This is a genomic window from Enterococcus sp. E5-37 (genome assembly GCF_035726925.1).
GTDB classification, from domain to species: Bacteria; Bacillota; Bacilli; order Lactobacillales; family Enterococcaceae; genus Enterococcus_B; species Enterococcus_B faecium.
In genome coordinates, this window is sequence record NZ_JAPMLG010000004.1 from 141,566 (window position 1) to 161,888 (window position 20,323).

Annotated in this window: 14 protein-coding genes, 1 pseudogene and 1 other annotated feature; of the genes and pseudogenes, 3 read left to right on the plus strand and 12 right to left on the minus strand. The window is 39.1% G+C overall.

The features are described 5' to 3' along the window. Nucleotides 1–93: 93 nt before the first annotated feature. The 9 genes from OS138_RS04745 to rpsB form a co-directional block, all read right to left on the minus strand. Nucleotides 94–4,446 carry a PolC-type DNA polymerase III gene (locus OS138_RS04745; RefSeq protein WP_002294138.1) on the minus strand — a complete coding sequence of 1,451 codons (4,353 nt, stop codon included), beginning with the start codon at nucleotides 4,444–4,446 and terminating at the stop codon, nucleotides 94–96. A gap of 211 nt (nucleotides 4,447–4,657) precedes the next feature. Further along, the gene (locus OS138_RS04750; RefSeq protein WP_002294137.1) at nucleotides 4,658–6,367 is read right to left on the minus strand and encodes a proline--tRNA ligase; all 1,710 of its coding nucleotides are present in this window, start codon (nucleotides 6,365–6,367) and stop codon (nucleotides 4,658–4,660) included. A 67-nt stretch (nucleotides 6,368–6,434) separates the two neighbouring features. Continuing rightward, a complete protein-coding gene (gene rseP / locus OS138_RS04755) occupies nucleotides 6,435–7,703 on the minus strand; it encodes an RIP metalloprotease RseP (protein WP_002294136.1) in 1,269 nt (422 codons plus the stop codon). 160 nt (nucleotides 7,704–7,863) lie between these two features. Next, nucleotides 7,864–8,664, minus strand: a complete 801-nt coding sequence (locus tag OS138_RS04760) for a phosphatidate cytidylyltransferase (protein WP_002294135.1) — start codon at nucleotides 8,662–8,664, stop codon at nucleotides 7,864–7,866. After that, nucleotides 8,661–9,473 (minus strand): isoprenyl transferase, encoded by an 813-nt coding sequence (locus OS138_RS04765; protein ID WP_002294134.1) that lies wholly within the window; start codon nucleotides 9,471–9,473, stop codon nucleotides 8,661–8,663. Before OS138_RS04765 ends, OS138_RS04760 begins: the two co-directional genes overlap by 4 nt. Nucleotides 9,474–9,667: 194 nt before the next feature. Further along, nucleotides 9,668–10,225, minus strand: a complete 558-nt coding sequence (frr, locus tag OS138_RS04770) for a ribosome recycling factor (protein WP_002293875.1) — start codon at nucleotides 10,223–10,225, stop codon at nucleotides 9,668–9,670. A 2-nt stretch (nucleotides 10,226–10,227) separates the two neighbouring features. Further along, on the minus strand, nucleotides 10,228–10,950 hold the full coding sequence (gene pyrH / locus OS138_RS04775; RefSeq protein WP_002293877.1) for a UMP kinase: 723 nt from the start codon (nucleotides 10,948–10,950) through the stop codon (nucleotides 10,228–10,230). A 135-nt stretch (nucleotides 10,951–11,085) separates the two neighbouring features. After that, complete coding sequence (gene tsf / locus OS138_RS04780) at nucleotides 11,086–11,967, minus strand: translation elongation factor Ts (protein WP_002293878.1); 882 nt, start codon at nucleotides 11,965–11,967, stop codon at nucleotides 11,086–11,088. A gap of 98 nt (nucleotides 11,968–12,065) precedes the next feature. Further along, the gene (rpsB, locus tag OS138_RS04785; protein WP_002293880.1) at nucleotides 12,066–12,848 is read right to left on the minus strand and encodes a 30S ribosomal protein S2; all 783 of its coding nucleotides are present in this window, start codon (nucleotides 12,846–12,848) and stop codon (nucleotides 12,066–12,068) included. 358 nt (nucleotides 12,849–13,206) lie between these two features. Here rpsB and OS138_RS04790 point away from each other — a divergent pair, with 358 nt between their 5' ends. The 3 genes and pseudogenes from OS138_RS04790 (at nucleotide 13,207) to phnX (ending at nucleotide 15,772) form a co-directional block, all read left to right on the plus strand. Then, nucleotides 13,207–13,686 (plus strand): arginine repressor, encoded by a 480-nt coding sequence (locus tag OS138_RS04790; protein WP_002293881.1) that lies wholly within the window; start codon nucleotides 13,207–13,209, stop codon nucleotides 13,684–13,686. Between the two features lie 216 nt (nucleotides 13,687–13,902). Next, a pseudogene (gene phnW, locus OS138_RS04795) lies at nucleotides 13,903–14,994 on the plus strand (2-aminoethylphosphonate--pyruvate transaminase). After that, complete coding sequence (gene phnX / locus OS138_RS04800) at nucleotides 14,987–15,772, plus strand: phosphonoacetaldehyde hydrolase (protein WP_002293884.1); 786 nt, start codon at nucleotides 14,987–14,989, stop codon at nucleotides 15,770–15,772. The pseudogene phnW and the gene phnX overlap by 8 nt, the downstream one beginning before the upstream one ends. Before the next feature lie 344 nt (nucleotides 15,773–16,116). Here the strand turns inward: phnX and argS are convergent, their stop codons facing one another. From argS to argF, 3 genes are all read right to left on the minus strand, one after another. Next, entirely contained in the window at nucleotides 16,117–17,808 is a 1,692-nt protein-coding gene (gene argS, locus OS138_RS04805) for an arginine--tRNA ligase (protein WP_002293885.1), read from the minus strand. A gap of 76 nt (nucleotides 17,809–17,884) precedes the next feature. Next, nucleotides 17,885–18,082: a binding site (T-box leader), on the minus strand. 147 nt (nucleotides 18,083–18,229) lie between these two features. Further along, the gene (gene arcC, locus OS138_RS04810; RefSeq protein WP_002288434.1) at nucleotides 18,230–19,177 is read right to left on the minus strand and encodes a carbamate kinase; all 948 of its coding nucleotides are present in this window, start codon (nucleotides 19,175–19,177) and stop codon (nucleotides 18,230–18,232) included. A gap of 114 nt (nucleotides 19,178–19,291) precedes the next feature. Further along, nucleotides 19,292–20,311, minus strand: a complete 1,020-nt coding sequence (gene argF / locus OS138_RS04815) for an ornithine carbamoyltransferase (protein ID WP_002288437.1) — start codon at nucleotides 20,309–20,311, stop codon at nucleotides 19,292–19,294. Nucleotides 20,312–20,323 lie beyond the last annotated feature (12 nt).

Here is a 20,323-nt window from a genome sequence, read left to right on the forward strand (position 1 = left end):
GCGAAAAATCCGCTCACTCACAGTTAGTATCATTACCTATAAGAACTATACCATACTCTGCTTAAAATTACAAGCAGACAGGAAAACAGATGCTTATAGCATATCGAATAACGATAATTGATTTTCATCTGGTAGATCTTTCAATACGCCATTGTCGTTCATATATTCGATCAATGTTTTTGAAACTTTACCGCGGGTGGCAAGATCTTCTTTGGATAAAAATGGACCGTCTTTTCTTGCTTCAACGATTTGTTTCGCCACGTTGGTTCCCAAACTTGGGACAGCTCTAAATGGTGCGATCAACGTATCACCTTCAATAACAAAGTTAACGGCATCCGATTTATACAAATCAATCATTCCAAATTTGAATCCTCGTTCCAGCATTTCATTGGCTAACTCCAGCACTGTCAGTTGATTCTTTTCTTTTACGGAAGCATCTAATCCCTTGTCCGTGATTTCTTTCATTGCTTGTTTCACAGCATCTTTTCCTTTGCACATGGAGACTAGATCAAAGTCGTCTGCACGTACAGAAAAGTATGCACAGTAATACAAAATAGGGAAATAAACCTTGAAATAAGCGACACGAAGAGCCATCAATACGTAAGCTGCAGCATGGGCTTTCGGAAACATATATTTGATTTTTGAACAAGAATCGATATACCAGTCGGGCACATTATTTTCTTTCATCGCCGATAGATAGGTTTCTCGCAATTCATCAGGGATCTTGTTCCATTGTCCTTTACGAACAGTTTCCATGATTTTAAATGCCATCCCGCTATCTAATCCAGCATGGATCAAATAAACCATAATATCATCACGACAGCCGATTACTTCCGCCAGTGTCGCATCTCCTCGTCGAATCAATTCTTCCGCATTTCCTAACCATACGTCTGTACCATGAGATAGTCCGGAAATTTGCAGTAGTTCTGCAAAAGTTGTAGGATGCGTTTCTTCTAACATCCCTCGAACAAAACGAGTGCCGAATTCTGGAATACCTAATGTCCCTGTTTTGGAATAAATTTGTTCCTGACTTACTCCAAGTACTTCAGGACCGGCAAATATCCGCATCACTTCCGGGTCATCCGTAGGGATCGTTTGTGGGTCGATCCCTGATAAATCTTGAAGCATCCGAATAACAGTTGGGTCATCATGCCCTAGAATATCTAATTTCAATACATTATCGTGAATCGAGTGGAAATCAAAATGAGTCGTTTTCCATTCTGAATTTTGATCGTCTGCTGGATATTGGATCGGCGTAAAATCATAGACATCCATATAATCGGGAATAACGATGATCCCCCCTGGATGCTGGCCGGTTGTCCGTTTGACTCCAGTAGCGCCTTTTGCTAATCTGTCGACTTCTGCACTTCGAAACTGCAGATTATTGTCCCTTTCGTATCCTTTTACATAGCCATATGCTGTTTTGTCGGCGACTGTACCAATCGTTCCGGCACGGTAAACATAGTCTTCGCCAAACAATACTTTCGTATAGTTATGGGCTTCTGCTTGATAATCACCTGAGAAGTTCAAATCAATATCGGGCACTTTGTCTCCATGGAATCCTAAAAATGTCTCAAATGGAATATCATGACCGTCTTTGTTTAAGCGTGCACCACATTTTGGACATTGTTTTTCTGGCATGTCAAATCCAGAACCATACGTACCATCTTCAAAAAACTCGGAATATTGGCACTCTGGACAATAATAATGAGGGGCTAATGGATTAACTTCAGTGATTCCTGTCATCGTCGCAACAAAGCTAGAGCCAACAGAGCCACGTGAACCTACTAGATAGCCATCTTCATTACTTTTATGCACTAGTTTTTGGGCGATCAGATAAATAACCGAGAAGCCATTACCATTAATAGAATTCAACTCTTTTTCTAATCGTTTTTGAATGATCTCAGGTAACGGATCTCCGTACATTTGTTTTGCTTTTGTGTAACTCAATTCTGATATTTCATCTTCTGAACCTGGAATCTTCGGTGTATAAAGTTCATCTTTGACTGGAATCACTTCTTCGCAGATATCTGCGATTTTATTCGTATTTTCTACTACGATCTCTTTCGCTGTTTCTTCCCCTAAAAAGTGAAATGCAGTTAGCATCTCATCGGTTGTTCGGAAATGGACATCCGGCAAACTATGACGATTCAACGGATTCGCTCCGCCCATAGAATTGATCAAAATTTTTCGGTAAATGGCATCTTCTTCGTTCAGATAATGTACATTACCTGTTGCAACAACGATTTTATCCAAACTTTTTCCGATTTCTACCAAATTTTGGATAATTTCTTCCAAATCATGTTCATTTTTTACCAATTCTTGCTCGATCAAAGGCGCATAGACCGCTTTTGGCATAACTTCAATATAATCATAGAATTTTGCTCGGTTTCTTGCCTCTTCTACCCCTTTTTGCATCATGGCTTCGAATATTTCTCCCTTATCACAAGCTGAGCCGATCAATAGATTTTCACGCATCTTTTTCAATTGGGAGCGTGGTATTCGTGGGACGCGTTCGAAGTATTCGACATTCGACATTGAAATCAGTTTGAACAAATCTTTCAGTCCTGCCTGATTTTTTGCTAAAATCGTTACATGGAAAGGTCGAGCCCTTTTGTAAGAATCTCCTTCTCCGATATGCTCATTTAGCTGATCATGATAAAGCATGTTATGATTGTCCATTGCCTCTTTCACAAAGATCCATGCTAAGTGACCAGTTGCTTCAGCATCATAGATTGCTCGGTGATGCTGTTCCAAGCTAACACCAAACTTTTTAGATAACACACCTAATCCGAAACGTTTGAATTGAGGATACAGATATCTAGCTAATTCCAACGTATCAATGACTGGATTGGCCGCTTCAGGAATACCATACCTTGCGTAGCTAGTATTCAAGAACCCCATATCAAAAGCCGCGTTGTGGGCTACCAAAATTGTATCTTTTGAAAATTCAAGGAACATCCGCAATACTTCTTCTTCCGACTTTGACCCTCGAACCATTTCATCCGTGATACCAGTCAGATCTACCGTTGTTCGTGACAATGGATGTCCTGGATCGATAAATTCATCAAAGCTTTCGATCACATTTCCTTTATACATTTTGACTGCGGCTAGCTCGATGATCGTGTCATATACTGCAGACAATCCTGTCGTTTCCACGTCAAATACGACGTATGTGGCTTCACTCAATGCTTCATGTGCATCATTATAAGCAATTGGGACACCATCATCTACGACATTCGCTTCCACGCCGTATAAGATTTTCACACCTGCTTTTTTTCCAGCACTATGTGCTTCCGGAAAGGCTTGCGCACCACCATGGTCTGTAATGGCGATAGCTCGGTGTCCCCATTTTCCTGCTTGTGCCACAAGATCAGAGATGCTGTTTGTTGCATCCATCGTACTCATATTGCTATGAACATGAAGCTCTACTCGTTTTTCCCCTTCAGGAGCATAATCTTTGCGAGGTGTATGTTTGACTTCTATGATATCTTGCGCATTCATGACCAAATCACGGACAAACGTATCTTCTTGAATACTTCCTCGTACCTTTAACCAGCTACCGACACTGATCGCATCAAATACTTGTTCATCTTTTTCGCCGTTCGAGAATTTTTTGACGATAAATGATGAAGTATAATCTGTGATTTTCAAAGTCAAGATCTTGCGTTTTGAACGTAGTTCTCTGACTTCTTTGTCGAATACGTACCCCTCAAGTGTGACTCTTCGTTCTTCTTCAACGATACTGATCATTGGTGTCGTTGGTTCATCGGCTGGAATATTTCGTCCTAGCTGGATGGGTCCTTCAAGAGCTGGCGATTGCTCTTTTCTTTCCTTTTTCTTTTGTTCGTGGACAACTAGACTTTCAGCTGCTTGCTTCATAAAGGCTTCTGCCTGTTCTTGTTTGCGTTCTTCAAAAAGTTTCAATACACGTTCCGCTTGCTGCTCATCCACTTCTGGTTCGATACGAAATTTTGGGAATCCGTAACTGACGAACAACTCTTCTACTAATGGCAAGTATTGTTGCTTCAAATAAGAAATAGCTCCTGTACTGTCGATTGGCAAGATGACTTTACGATCTTTTATCACAGGTACCTGCGTTTTCAATACTTGCTGTGCTAGTGGTGTATCGCATTGCTGATTTTCCAAAGCTTGGGCCCAGTAATCTTGCAAGAGCTGTTCATCGAATGTCTGGTCATCTGCTAAGATATTCAGTTTGACTTGTGCAATATCTTTAAAAGCGATAGTCAGATGCTGAGTCAATGACCGATATAGCATAATAGGCAAAATTTTGGAAAAATGTAGCGTAAATTCCCATAAACGCGATTTACGATGGACCACTACACTATCCATTTCACCAGCAGTAAGCAGTGGATGATTTTTTTCTGCTTCCTCTAGTTGGATTTGTTCCAACAGTTTTTCAAATAAATCTCGTTTTTCTGACAAAGATATACGCCCTTTCTGATGAGAAACAATGCAATTGATCGCATCTTATCCTCTTCTTTTTCAGTACCTTTTAGTATACTCGTTTTTTCTGAGTTTTACATTAAAAAATTGGAACTGCGATTCAAATCGCAGTTCCAATTTTAAAAGCGAATCATCAGATTGTCAAAAACAGCTGATTCAGCTATTTTTATTTTCTGTGTTTTAACGCTTATTATTCGCCTTGGTTCAAGAGGATTGGTAAAGTATTCGCCAATTCTTCTTTACGTACTTCAACCATTTCGCCAGTTTTCTTGATTTTCACTTCTACGATTCCATCCACTGCTTTTTTACCGACAGTGATTCTGATTGGACAGCCAATCAAATCAGAATCCGCGAATTTCACTCCTGCGCGTTCATTTCTGTCATCAACCAGTACTTCATAGCCAGCTTTTGTCATCGCTTCTTCTAGTTCATTCGTCAGGCTTGTTTGGTATTCGTCTTTTAGATTCATTTGGACGATATGCAGATCAAATGGCGCAATTCCTTTTGGCCAATTGATTCCTTGTTCATCTGAATGTTGTTCTACGATTGCTGATAATAAACGACTTACACCGATACCATAACAGCCCATAATCACAAATTTTTCTCGTCCATTTTCGTCTAGTACAGTTGCTCCCATAGATTCACTGTAACGAGTGCCGATTTTGAATATATGTCCGATTTCGATTCCTCGAGTAAAGGCAAGAACACCGTTGTTGTCTGGTGAAGGATCTCCTTCTTGTACAAAACGAAGATCTTCATAAGAAAGCACAGTGAAATCGCGTTCTGGATTCACATTTTTATAGTGGAATCCTGTTTCGTTCGCTCCAGTAATGGCATTCGCTAAATCTTGGACATAACGGTCTGCATATACTTTTACGTCATCTGAAACACCGACTGGTCCGACAGAACCAAACTCAGCACCTAGATATTTTTGTGCTTCTTCTTCTGTTGCTTCTTCTAAAAAGTCAGCAGATAAAAAGTTTTTCAGTTTTACGTCATTGACTTCATGGTCTCCACGTACCAAAACAAGGACAGGTTGTTCATCCGCAATGAACAATACAGACTTGATGATTTTTTGAGGTTCAACAGAAAAGAAATCTGCTACTTCGTCAATTGATTTTACGTTAGGTGTAGCTACTTTCTCCAATTCAAGCTGTGTTTCATGCGATTTTTTTGATACATAGTAGCTTGTAGCCATCTCCAAGTTTGCAGCATAATCACTTTCAGTCGAATAACAGATCGTATCCTCCCCGATTTCTGAGATCGCCATGAATTCCTTTGAGTCTTTCCCGCCCATTGCGCCGCCGTCTCCGATGATCGAGCGAAATTCTAAGCCACAACGCTTGAATACTTCGGTATAGGCTTTTTCGTAATCTTTATATGTCTCGTCCAAACTTTCTTCCGTTGCATGGAAAGAATATGCATCTTTCATGATAAACTCTCTTCCGCGAAGCAAACCGAAGCGAGGTCGTTTTTCGTCACGATATTTAGGTTGGATTTGATAAAGATTTAAAGGTAATTTCTTATATGAATTGATTTCATTACGCATCAAATCAGTAAAAGTTTCTTCGTGAGTTGGTCCAAGGATCATTTTTCGATCATTGCGGTCTTTGAAACGATACAAGTTTGGTCCATATGTTTCGTAACGCCCGGATTCTTCCCAAAGTTCTGCTGGCAAGATGGCAGGCATCAGCATTTCTACCGCTCCGATTTTTTCAAATTCTTCCCGCATAATGCGTTTCAGTTTTTCCAATACACGATTTGCTAATGGCAGATATGAATAAATACCCGCTGATACTTGGCGGATATATCCAGCTCTTAGCAAGATTTGATGGCTTAATACTTCTGCATCATTTGGAACTTCGCGTAATGTTGGAATCAACATTTTTGATTGTCTCATTCTATATACTCCTTTATTTCCTCAAAATAGTTATCGTTTGTTATTATACCCTATTTGTCAACTTTTTCTAGAAAAAGAATCGTTGAATATCGTTCCATGTAACTAGCACCATCAACAACATTAAAAATCCAAAGCCAGCTAATGTCAATATTCCTTCTTTTTCTTGACTTAATGGTTTCCCGCGAATCCCTTCAAAAATATTCAAGACTAATTTCCCGCCATCTAAGGCAGGAATCGGAAGCAGATTGACGATTCCGAGATTCATTGAAAGAAGCGCCATCAAACTAATAACAGTTGTTACACCTTGATTTGCTGCTTCTGAAGACAATTGGTACATCATGACAGGTCCGCCTAATTTATCTAAACTGAAACCTGTAAATAGTGATCCTAAGGCTTTGAAAATTTCCAATGAACCGCTGAAAGCTTGACGCGTCCCTCCAATGATCTTATCCATAAAACCTGTATTCATTGGGGCTTTTATACCAAGTTGGCCAACTTTTTCGCCATTTGACTCTACAGATTTCGGTGTCACGTCGACAGATTGCACCTGACCTTCTCGTTCGATCTTAAAGTCTAATGTTTTACCTGGATTTTTCGTAATGACTGTTGTCAGATCATTCCATGAATGGATTTCTTTTCCGTCCACACTGACTACCTCATCATTTTCTTTTAAGCCTGCTTCTGCCGCAGCTCCATTAGGCATGATCTCTCCTACGCGATTAGTGTTCGTCACTTGAACACCACCTTGCATAAATGCCAGAATGATGAATAACACGATTGCCAAAATAAAGTTATTCATGGGTCCAGCAAAGTTGGTCAGCATACGCTGCCACAATTTAGCCGATTGGAACTGTACGTCTTTTGGCGCAATTCTGATTTCTGTTCCGTCGTTTTCAATAATCGTCGCATCGTGATCAACAGGGTAGGTTACTACTTCTGTTTCGTCTCCATTCACATAACCAGTGATAGTCAGCTCATCTTCTAAATCATAACGGCTCAATTCCATCGGGATAGCATTTGTCAATTGGATTTTCTTACTTAAATTTATCTTCTCTACGATGCCGTCAGAATTTAGTAAAAGAGAAAGAGGCATTCCTGGTGCCATTTCTGTTTCATCATCCCCATTGCCTGCCATTCGAACATAACCGCCAATAGGTAATAGGCGAAGCGTATATGTTGTCCCGTCTTTTGCTTGATGCCCATAAATTTTCGGACCCATACCGATAGCAAATTCGCGGACGAGGATTCCTGATCGTTTCGCAAAGAAGAAATGACCAAACTCATGAACAATCACTAATATACCAAAAACGATGATAAATGTCAGAATCGTTTTCATAGCTTTTTTCTCCTTTACTTGTTTTTTGTGTTTTTTATAAAACAACGATAAAACACTATAATTTTACCATAGTATACCAAAGACACCAATAGTATCAATATAATGAAAAATAAAAACCTGCGTCTTTTATGAAATTCACAAAGAAACGCAGGTATACTTACTAAATAATGCCAAATAAATGCATGATAGGAAATACAAACAGCAAACTGTCGAAACGGTCTAAGATTCCACCATGGCCTGGTAAGATATTTCCCGAGTCTTTCACATCATAATGACGTTTGATTGCAGATTCGACCAAATCACCAAATTGTCCGACTGCTGAAAAAATAATCGTCATCAGAAGCATGACAAACATACCATGATTGAATAGTTCTTTTGCTGGGTATAGCAATAAATAAAGAAATGCGACTACAACAGCACTACCGATACCACCGAGCGCACCTTCAATCGTTTTGTTGGGCGAAATATCAGGACTTAACTTATGCTGACCATAACGTCGACCAACCATATATGCTCCGATATCAGTTGCCCAAACAATAAATAGACCAAATATCAAAACAGCCAAGCTTTCTGTTCGTGCATTGACAAAATTCTGGAAACCTATTCCCACATACAAGCTGACAAGCACAGGAAAACCTGCTTCATCAATCGTATACGTATTTTTAGAAATAACTGATGTTCCTAAAAGAATCATAACTATAAGATAAAATAACATAAATGTACTTACATTCTCTGGAAGAAAGAAAAACCATCTTTCTTTTGGCAAAACAAGTAACACTGCACCAACGGCGGATAAAACTCCTTCAAAACTTAAGAGTGTCAATCCTTTCATCCGGAACAGCTCGTAAACTCCTACTACCGCTAAGATTGCTGCTGTAAGCTCAACCGCTATGCCTCCGATCCATATAATCGGAATAAACAAGACTAGCGCCACAGCTGCTGTGATCACACGTTGTTTCATGACTGATCCCCTTTCTCATCTTCTGTTTTTTTTACACCGCCGAATCGACGGTCTCGATTTTGATAAGAGGCGATTGCTTCTTCAAGATGCGCACCATCAAAATCAGGCCAAAGCGCTTTTGTAAAATACAGCTCACTATATGCGATCTGCCATAACAGAAAATTACTAATTCGCTCTTCTCCACTTGTACGGATCATCAGCTCAGGATCTTGTAACTCTTTAGGCAAGAAACCTGTCATTAAATGCTTAGCAATCAATTCATCATCGATTTCTTCTGCGTGTATTTCTCCTTTTGCTACTTCTTCGGCAATTTCTTGGACAGCAGTCACGATCTCTGCTCTACTTCCATAATTCAAAGCAAAATTCAATACCATTCCAGTATTGTTTTTTGTTTGCTCAATTGCACGTCTTACAGCATCTTGCGTATGTTCTGGCAATACGTTTTCATAACCCATGACATGAACTTTGACATTTTCTTTAATCAATTCTGGTACGAACGTATCAAAGAAGTCGACAGGTAGTTGCATGAGAAAACTTACTTCATCTTTTGGTCGCTTCCAGTTTTCAGTCGAAAAGGCATAAAGCGTCAACACTTTCACTCCAAGCCTTGATGCTTTTTTTGTGACTTTCTTTACTGTTTCCATGCCTTCTTTATGGCCAGCAACTCGTGGCAAACGACGGTTTTGCGCCCAACGACCATTGCCGTCCATGATGATGGCAATGTGCTGAGGAATTGGTCCATCAGTATTAAATTGAAATTCGCTTTTTTCTTGAATATATTTGTTTTTTTGCGGAAAAAAACGTAACATTCTTTTTCCTCCTATACTTAAAAGATTCCCACTATCTTAAGTATTATAGCAATATCTAACTGTTTTTCCTATGAAATCATTGTTTTTTTATTTAAAAACTGAATAATTTTTTCTTTTTTTAATTTTTAAATAAAAGAAATATAAATAAAAACAGAGGAAGCGGAATGATCCGCCCCTCTGTTTTTATGATTTTATTAAACTTCCAATAATTCTTTTTCTTTATCAGCAGCGATCTTATCTACTTCTTTAATGCTGTTATCTGTCAATGTTTGTACGTCTTTTTCTAATCCGCGCAAATCATCTTCGGTAATATCACCATTTTTTTGTTGTTTTTTATATTCATCGATCGCATCACGACGGATGTTACGAATCGCGATTTTTGCATTTTCTGCTTCTTTTTTCACATCTTTAGCTAATTCTTTTCTGCGTTCTTCTGTCAGTTGCGGGATAACTAAGCGAATGACATTTCCATCATTGGTTGGACTGATTCCGATATCACTTGCCATAATAGCTTTTTCAACATCTTGAAGAATGCTCTTGTCAAAAGGTGTGATCATTAAAACACGTGCTTCTGGAATTTGGATTGATGCCATTTGGTTCAATGGTGTTGGCGCACCGTAGTAGTTCACAGTAATACGGTCCAAAAGGCTAGCGTTCGCACGGCCTGCGCGGATTTGCCCAAGTTCACGTTGAAGATTTTGTGCTGCTTTTTTCATTTTTTCTTTTGCTTCTGTCATAATTGCATCTGCCATTTTTATTTCCCCCTTACAGTTGTTCCGATATTTTCGCCTAAGATTGCACGGCGAATATTTCCGTGTTCATTTAAATTGAAGACAAGCAGTGGAATATCATTATCCATGCTTAGTGAACTTGCAGTTGAATCCATGACTTGTAATCCTTTGGCAATAACTTCCAGATGAGTCAGTTCTTCAAATTTTACTGCATTTGCATCTACTTTCGGATCAGCAGAATAAACACCGTCTACATTGTTTTTAGCCATCAGGATAACATCTGCGCCGATTTCTGCCGCTCGTAATGCTGCTGTTGTGTCTGTCGAGAAGTACGGGTTGCCGGTACCGCCTGCAAAGATAACGATCCGTCCTTTTTCTAAATGACGTTCTGCTTTACGGCGAATATATGGCTCTGCGATTTGACGCATTTCAATCGAAGTTTGCACGCGTGTCGGTACACCCACGTTTTCCAACGTATCCTGTAAAGCTAAGGCATTCATAACTGTAGCTAACATACCCATGTAATCAGCTTGAGCACGTTCCATGCCCATTTGTGCTCCGATTTGTCCGCGCCAGATATTTCCGCCACCCACAACGATTGCCATTTCAACGCCCAGCTCGTGAACTTCTTTGATTTCTTGGATGATTTCTTTGATTACTGGTGGTTTGATTCCAAATCCTGCATCCCCAGCTAAAGCTTCTCCACTCAATTTTAAGACTACACGCTGATATTTCGGTGTGACCATGTTCATTCCTCCAATATTTTCTATTGCCATTTTACCATACTTAGATGATTTCGACACTCTAAGACTGGTTTTTCTTGTTTTGCTTAAAAAAAGGGAGCGCACAAACCGTGCGTTCCCGTCTGTTATTCAACAGAATTATTTTTTCACTTGGCTCATAACTTCTTCTACAAAGTTATCTTCGCGTTTTTCGATACCTTCGCCAACTTCGAAACGTACGAATGTTTTAACAGTTGCGCCTTTTGATGCAACGTATTTTTCAACAGTCATATCAGGATCTTTAACGAATGGTTGGTCCACCAAAGCGATTTCTGCTTTGAATTTCTTCAAGCGTCCTTCTACCATTTTTTCAACGATATTCGCTGGTTTGCCTTCGTTCAATGCTTGTTCTGTAAGAACAGTTTTTTCATGTTCTAATTCAGCTTCTGGAATTTGTGATTCGTTTACATAACGAGGATTGATAGCTGCTACGTGCATAGCTACGTCTCTTGCAACTGTTTCGTCAGTTGTTCCATCTAGAACAGTCAATACGGCAATACGTCCGCCCATATGCAAGTATCCACCAAATGCAGCATTGTCGTCTTTTTCTACAACTTCAAAGCGACGGAAGCTGATTTTTTCTCCGATAACTTGAGTTGCTTCGATCAAGTCAGATTCAATTGTACCTTTATCTGTTTTGATTTTCATTGCAGCTTCCATGTCTGCTGGTTTGTTTTCAGCAACAAGTTCTGCAATTTCTTTTACTAAATCTTGGAACATTTCGTTTTTAGAAACAAAGTCTGTTTCTGAGTTTACTTCAACGATTGCTGCAGTGTTACCTTTCACAGCAACTGAAGCCAATCCTTCAGCTGCAATGCGGTCATTTTTCTTCGCAGCCTTTGCCATTCCTTTTTCACGTAAAAGATCAACTGCTTTTTCCATGTCGCCTTCTACTTCAACTAATGCTTTTTTCGCATCCATCATTCCTACGCCAGTCATTTCGCGTAGTTCTTTTACCATTTTAGCTGTAACGTCTGCCATGTTTAACTCCTCCTGTGTGTTTTTCTTTTTAAAAAAAGCTGCTTCAAAGGAGAGTGAGGCTTGTCGCCCAGCCTTTGAAACAGCTCCATCATTCAAAATTATTCTGCTGAAGAATTGTCGCCTTCAACAACATCTACGATTTCTTCGATTGATGTTGCTGTGTTTTCTTCTGTGAAATCTTCTTCAACTACTTGATCTTCACCTTGGTTTCCTTCGATGAAAGCATCAGCCATTTTTGAAGTAATCAATTTAACGGCACGAATTGCATCGTCGTTTGAAGGGATTACTACGTCGATTTCATCTGGATCGCAGTTTGTATCAACCATAGCTACGATTGGGATATTTAATTTGTGTGCTTCTTGAACAGCAATACGTTCTTTACGTGGGTCAACGATGTACATTACATCTGGGATTCTTGGCATATCAGCGATACCGCCTAAGAATTTTTCAAGACGTTCACGTTCTTTGTTCAAACCAGCAACTTCTTTTTTAGGTAGAACTTCAAAAGTTCCATCTTCTTCCATTGCATTGATTTGTTTCAAACGGCTGATACGTTTTTGGATAGTATCCCAGTTTGTCAATGTTCCGCCTAACCAACGATGGTTAACGAAGTATTGTCCTGCACGAGTTGCTTCTTCTTTGATTGCTTCTTGTGCTTGTTTTTTTGTACCTACGAATAATGCTACGCCGCCTTCTTCAGCAACGCTCTTCATGTAATCATAAGCTGCATCTACTAATTTAACTGTTTTTTGCAAGTCAATGATGTAGATTCCGTTTCTTTCTGTGAAGATATATTTCTTCATTTTTGGATTCCAGCGACGAGTTTGGTGACCAAAGTGTACGCCGGCTTCTAGTAATTGTTTCATAGAAATTACTGCCATGTTTGTTTCCTCCGATTTGGTTTTATTTTTCCTCTTCTTATCTTCTACCTTGCCGGCAAACTTTTTCAAGCACCTACCGACAATCCAATAAGAATGTGGATTTGCTGATGCATAAAGCACCCTCAGCTATTATACAGACAAAAGATCCGTATCGCAAGAGCAAATATACTTTTCTGCTCAACATTCAATAGTTTACCTGAAAGATAAAAAGAATTCAAGAAAAACAGTAGATTTCTCTTTGTTTCTTTATTATCCTTTTTCCATAAAATAATTTTAGGTATAAAAGACGAATATTATTGGGCAATCCTTCTTTTTTTTGTTATGATACATGTGAAATCTTTCGTAAAGGAGAAAGAAAATGCGCAAAGCTCAAAGACATTTGCTGATTAAACAAGTCATTGAAGAATTCCCGATCCGTACGCAAGAAGAACTATTAAACAAACTTGGGCATTATGGCGTTACCGCCACGCAGGCAACGATTTCTCGAGATATCCGTGATCTAAAAATCGTGAAGGCACCTGATGAAAATGGCGTTTCCCGCTTCGTATTGTTTCGCGAAAAAGGAACTCCTGAGACTAGGACTGAGGAAGAGGATCGGCTGGTTCAAATGATTGAAGACATTGTATTGAAAGTCGAACGAGTCCACTTTTTGACGATCGTCAATACCTTGCCAGACAATGCTCATTTATTTGCATCTGTTTTAGATGAGATCAAACCTCCCTCTATTGTCAGTACAATTGCTGGATTCGATACGATCATGGTCATCTCGGAAAATGAGGAGGACGCAAAACGAGTAGAAGAATTTCTTCACCATCCAACTGAAGTATCACTTTTTTAATCAGAGCACGTATTCCTAATATGGAATGCGTGTTTTTTTATTTTCAATATTTTCCTTATTAAATAAACCTTTACACTCTTTACAAAAATACATCATTTTTTATTCAATTTTTTCAACACCTTGATTGAATCACAATAATCATCATTTATATTGGATGTTAACAAGAGCAGCTTCTTGCTCTTTGTGTATTTCAAAAAAGAAATGAAAGGAAATCATATGTATAAATTATTAACTCCTGGACCATTGACGACTTCTGAAACAGTGAAAAATGCTATGCTGATCGATCATTGTACTTGGGATCAAGAATACAAAGAAATTACACAATGGATAAGAAAAAAATTATTGGATCTTGCTCAAGTATCGGAAGGAATATACACAACGGTCTTAATGCAAGGTAGCGGCTCCTTTGGGGTAGAATCGGTATTAAGTTCTGTGATCAGGCCAGAAGATACTGTACTGATTTGTTCAAACGGCGCATATGGACAACGAATGATCAACATGTGCGAATGTCTGAAACTGAACTATACCGTTTATGAGGTATCGGAACATCAAATCCTCCAAGCTCATGTGATTACACAGCTGATTGAAGAGAATCCCTCTATCTCCGCACTAGCAATGGTCCATAGCGAGACTACTTCCGGTATTTTGAATAATTTGGAAGAGATTGCTGCTGTCACACAAGAAAAAGATCTTTTGTTTATAGTGGACGCGATGTCAAGCTTTGGTGGGATACCGATTCGTGTAGCCGAACTAGGGATTGATTTTTTGATTTCCAGCTCAAACAAATGTATTCAAGGTGTTCCAGGCTTTTCTTTTGTACTTGCTAATAAAGCGGAACTAGAAAAGCGAAAAAATGGGAGTCGAAGTTTGCCACTTGATCTATATGACCAGTACCGCGTGATGGAAAACGAGAATGGCAAATGGCGTTTCACTTCCCCTACCCATACGGTTTTGGCTTTTCAACAAGCGCTGAAGGAACTAGAGGCAGAAGGAGGAATCGAAACTCGATATTCACGTTATCTCGCCAATAATCATGTACTATGACAAAAAATGACAGAGATGGGGTTCCAGCCTTTCATTCAAGAATATCAGGGGCCATTCATCACCTCTTTTCTTTACCCTAAGGACTGGCGATTTGATTTTAATCATTTTTATCAGTATTTAAAGCAAAACGGATTTGTGATCTATCCCGGGAAAATCAGCGATCATGAATGTTTTCGTATCGGAAATATTGGCGAGATCTATCCGGAAGATATTTTGGAACTGACAGCAATTATCAAAGACTATAAGGAGAACGTTAATGATTAAAACTGTAATTTTTGATTGGGCAGGAACAACTGTGGACTTTGGCTGTATGGCTCCTGTCCACGCTTTTAGAAATGCTTTTCTAGAAAAAGGAATCCAACTGACTGACAAAGAAATCCGCGAACCGATGGGAAAATTAAAATGGGATCATATCCAACAGCTTCTTTCCCTCCCTTCTGTCAAAAAACAATGGATAGCTATTTATGGACAACTACCTCAGGAAAAAGAGGTGGAGGAATTGTATCAACAATTTGAACATTATCTGTTTAAAGATTTGGTCAAGCATTCTACCTTGAAACCCGACACATTGGAAACGATCGAACGGTTGAGAAACGCTGGGATCAATATTGGTTCCACGACTGGATTTACTGCTCCTATGATGACAATCGTAGCAGAAACCGCAAAAAAAGAAGGGTATTCACCAGACTTCATGGCAACTTCTGAAGACGTCGAAGGGTATGGTCGACCGTTTCCTTATATGATCCATAAAAACATGCAGTACTTCAAAAACAAGTCGGTTGATGAAGTAATCAAAGTCGGAGATACGGTCTCAGATATCCAGGAAGGGAAAAATGCCGGAGTGTTGACAGTAGGTGTAATTGAAGGTAGTTCGCTAATGGGGATTTCTTATGATGAGTACCAAAAATTAGAGATGGGGAAAAAAGATCGTTTAAAACAGTCTGTTGCTCTTAGATTCCAACAAGCTGGCGCTGATATTTGTGTAAACAATTTAAAAGAGTTAACAGAATACATTTTGTACGCTGACAAGAATCCAGAATGACTTTTATACAAAATCAGAGGTCGTGAAAAAGCTGTACTGCATCAAGTAATAAGAACAGCCAAACAAAAATAGCTCCTCATATTTTTCGTTTGGTTAGGCTTATTACCGCAGATGCAAGCTTTTGAACACCGTTTATTCGAAAAAAAAGGGAGCTGTGACACGACTTTTGTCACAGTCCCCTTATTTACAAACAAACAGTGTTTAAGAGACAACCTCTCCACTAAACGGTGTTCATTCAGCTGACTCTCGGTATTTGCTCAAAAAACGATAAAATTTGAAAAGCTATTTTCTCTTTTGTTTCTCTAATACTCGGATCAGAACGCTGATTTCACATTCTCTTTTTCTTACATCTTATCTGGTGCATGAAGTCCTAGCAAACGAAGGTCTTCTTTCAATAATACAGTCACTGCATAAACTAGAGCTAAGCGTGCTTCTTTTTGTTCATCATCAGCTAAAATCTTCGTATGAGCATAGTATTTGTTGAATGCTTGTGCTAATTTGATTGCATGTTTCGCAATCACTGACGGTTCGTATTTTTCCCCAGCAGACAAGACCGTTTCAGGGTATTTTTGAACTAATTTAACCACTTCCCAGCTGGTATCGTCATTCAATGCATAGTCTGCTGTTTCTGAAGGGACAAATCCTGCTTTTTCCAACAGGCTGACTGCACGAGCATGTGTATATTGCACATAAGGTCCAGTTTCTCCTTCAAATCGAACAACTTCTTCCAGGTTAAAGTCAAATGTATTCAGTCGATCGTTTTTCAAATCGTGGAAAATGACTGCCCCAACCCCAACTTGTTTAGCTACAGCATCTTTGTTTTCCAAATCAGGGTTTTTCTCGCTGATTTGTTCTTTAGCAGATTGGATTGCTTCATTTAATACTTCTTCTAATAAGACGATCTTTCCTTTACGAGTTGATAATTTTTTACCACCTTGCGTGATCAAACCAAATGGAATATGGCGCATATCGTCAGACCAGTCAAAGCCCATTTCCTTCAAGACAGCTTTCAACTGTTTAAAATGATAGCTTTGTTCATTCCCTACTACATATAGAGATTGTTTGAAGTCGTAAGTACGTTTACGGTACAATGCAGCAGCTAAGTCACGTGTAATGTATAGTGTCGCACCGTCTGACTTCTTAATCAACGCTGGATTCAGGTCATAAGCAGATAGGTCAACGATCTCTGCACCTTTATCCTCGTTCAGCAAATGTTTTTCTTCTAAAAGTTTGACGATTTCATCCATCTTGTCATTGTAGAAAGCTTCACCGTTCAACGAATCGAAACGTACTTCCAGCAGATCATAGATTTTATTGAATTCTTTCATCGATTCATCACGGAACCATTGCCATAATTGAATAGCCTCTTCATCGCCTTCTTCCAGACGTTTGAACCAAGCACGAGCTTCTTCATTTAATTCTGGTTCTGTTTCAGCTACTTCATGGAATTGGACATATAAACGAAGCAATTCATTGATTGGTTCTGCTTTAACAGCTTCTTCTGTACCCCATTTTTTGTAAGCGACGATCAGTTTTCCAAACTGTGTTCCCCAGTCACCTAAATGGTTGATGCGGATTGGCTGATAACCGATTTTTTCCATAATGAAACCGATCGAATTACCGATAACTGTCGAACGCAAATGTCCCATTGAGATTGGTTTGGCAATATTAGGAGAAGACATGTCGATTGGTACTGTTCCTTGATTCCCGATATTGCTATCCCCATAATGTTCTTTTTCTTTCACTACTGTTTGCAAAACTTTTTTGCTGATAAGTTCTTTATTCATGAAAAAGTTCAAGTAAGGTCCGACAACTTCGATTTTTTCAAAGTTGGCAGAATCGATTTTTTCTGCTAAATCTGCAGCGATTTGCTGTGGCGCTTTTCGGTAAACTTTTGCTAATGAAAAGGCTGGAAATGCAACATCTCCGTGTTCAGCTGATTTTGGATTTTCTAGTAATTGTTCGACTTGTTCCAGTGTTAAATCATCTTTGACAGCGTCATAGACAGCTTTTGCGACAAGATCTTTATTATTCATCTTTATTCCTCCTAAAGTGCTCCCTTGATTGTTAAACAAAAAAAATCTCTAGCGACGGCATACTTAGTATGCCATCACTAGAGACGAGATTTCCCGCGGTACCACTCCAATTGTCCTAAAAAAGGACCAGCTCCATCTGATATCGGTAGACGACCGTCTGTTTAAAACAGAATTCTCCAAGTGCGCTTCGTTGTATCTTCTTCATTCGGCTTCCACCACTTCCGAATTCGCTAGCCAAGAATGATACAAGTACTCTCTTGTTCAACAAATCTTAGTCTTATTAAACTTTCTTGAATTATATCAGAAAAAAAAACGAAAGGCTAGTCGTTTCTGATAAAAAAACAATCCAGATGGCCTAAAGGAGAAGAAATACCACCTGGATAGCTATAAATCATTTCGTAAATACGAAAGACTTAACAAATTAATCAGCTACGATAATCGTTCCTTCTTCAGAAGCTAAAAGATTCTCGATATTTTCTAAAGAAGTGATGATTGCCTTAGCGTTTGGTTTTGCTTCAACAAATGCAATAGCTGCCTCTACTTTCGGAAGCATGCTTCCTGGAGCAAATTGCTTTTCATCAATGTATTGTTTCATTTCTGAAACAGTAACAGTTTCTAATTTCTTTTGATCTGGTTTTTGGTAATTGACATACACATTGTCTACTCCTGTCAATACGATCAGCAAATCCGCATCGATGATTTCGGCTAATTTTTCTGAAGCAAAATCTTTATCGATTACGGCTTCTCGTCCTTCTAATCCAGTAGCTGTTTCTACAACAGGAATCCCACCGCCACCAACAGAGACTGTGATAACTCCTTGATCGACCAGCGTTTCGATGACACGTGCTTCTTTAATCGAGATGGGTTTAGGGGAAGCGACTACTTTTCTCCATCCACGTCCAGCATCTTCTTTGAATGTCACAGTGGAGTCAGCATTCATTTGTTCTTTGGCTTCTTCTTCCGTGTAGAATGGACCGACTGGTTTACTTGGATTTTTGAATGAAGGATCATTTTCATCCACAATAACTTGAGTGACTAAAGAAACCACATCTTTATCGATCCCTTTTTCCTTCAGTACTTCGCCCATGGCATTTTGTAACCAGTAACCGATAGATCCTTCTGTCATTGCAACACATGTATCTAAAGGCATTGCCGGTGTTTTCTCAGAATCAGCAGCTTGCTGCTGAATCAATAGGTTACCGACTTGCGGACCATTTCCGTGGGAGATGATCAATTCATCTCCTTGTTCGATAAATTTCACTAAATACTTTGCTGTTTCCATTAACGCTTCTTGTTGGGCTTTTGCACTTGCATCCGTAGACAAGATTGCATTACCCCCTAAAGCGACAACTACTTTTCGTTTGGCCATTTCATTCGTCCTTTCTTCAGTTCTACCGAATTTTCTAGATAACAAAACGAGCCAGCGTTTTGTGATTTTCCCTCAATGCTGACTCGTTTTTTCGTGAGATGAATGTGGTTATGCTTAAACGCGAGGGATAAACAAGTTACCTAATGTTGCTGCCATGATCGCTTTGATTGAGTGCATACGATTTTCTGCTTGGTCAAATTGACGAGCATATTTGCTGCGGAAGACTTCATCTGTTACTTCCATTTCAGTGATGCCAAAGCGTTCTTTCATTTGTTCACCGTAAACAGTGTTTGTATCATGGAAAGCTGGCAAGCAGTGCAAGAAGATCAAACGATCTGTGTTGTGTGTTTTTTCTACCATTTCCATATTGATTTGGTAAGGTTTCAACAATTTGATACGTTCTTCGAATTTATCTTCTTCACCCATTGATACCCATACATCAGAATAAAGGACGTCTGCTCCGTCTACACCTTTATCAACATCGTCGGTAATCATCAATTGTGCACCGGATTTTTCAGCAAAGCCTTCTGCCATTTTGACGATTTCTTCTTCAGGTTGTAATTCTTTTGGTGCAACGATACGCATATTCGCTCCTAAAATTGCACCTGTGACTAATAAAGAGTTAGCCATATTGTTTCGACCATCTCCGCAGTAAGCAACAGTGATACCTTCTACTGTTCCAAAGTTTTCTTGGATAGTTAAAAAGTCAGCGATCATTTGTGTTGGATGCCATTCATCAGTCAAGCCATTCCAAACTGGAACACCAGAGAATTCTGCTAGTTCCTCTACCATTTTTTGACTGAATCCACGGAATTCGATTCCATCAAACATACGACCTAGTACTTTAGCTGTATCTTCTGTGGATTCTTTTTTACCTAATTGGATATCATTTGCACCTAGATATTCAGGATGTGCACCTAGATCGATCGCTGCAGTAGTAAATGCAGAACGAGTACGTGTAGATGTTTTTTCAAATAAAAGCGCAATATTTTTTCCTTCTAGATAGTGATGTGGGATACCACGTTTTTTCAAGTCTTTCAAGTGTTCTGAAAAATCGATCAAATATTGTAATTCTTCTTTTGTAAAGTCTTTTTCTGCTAATAAGCTTCTTCCTTGGAATACTGATTCTTTCATATTAAACATTCT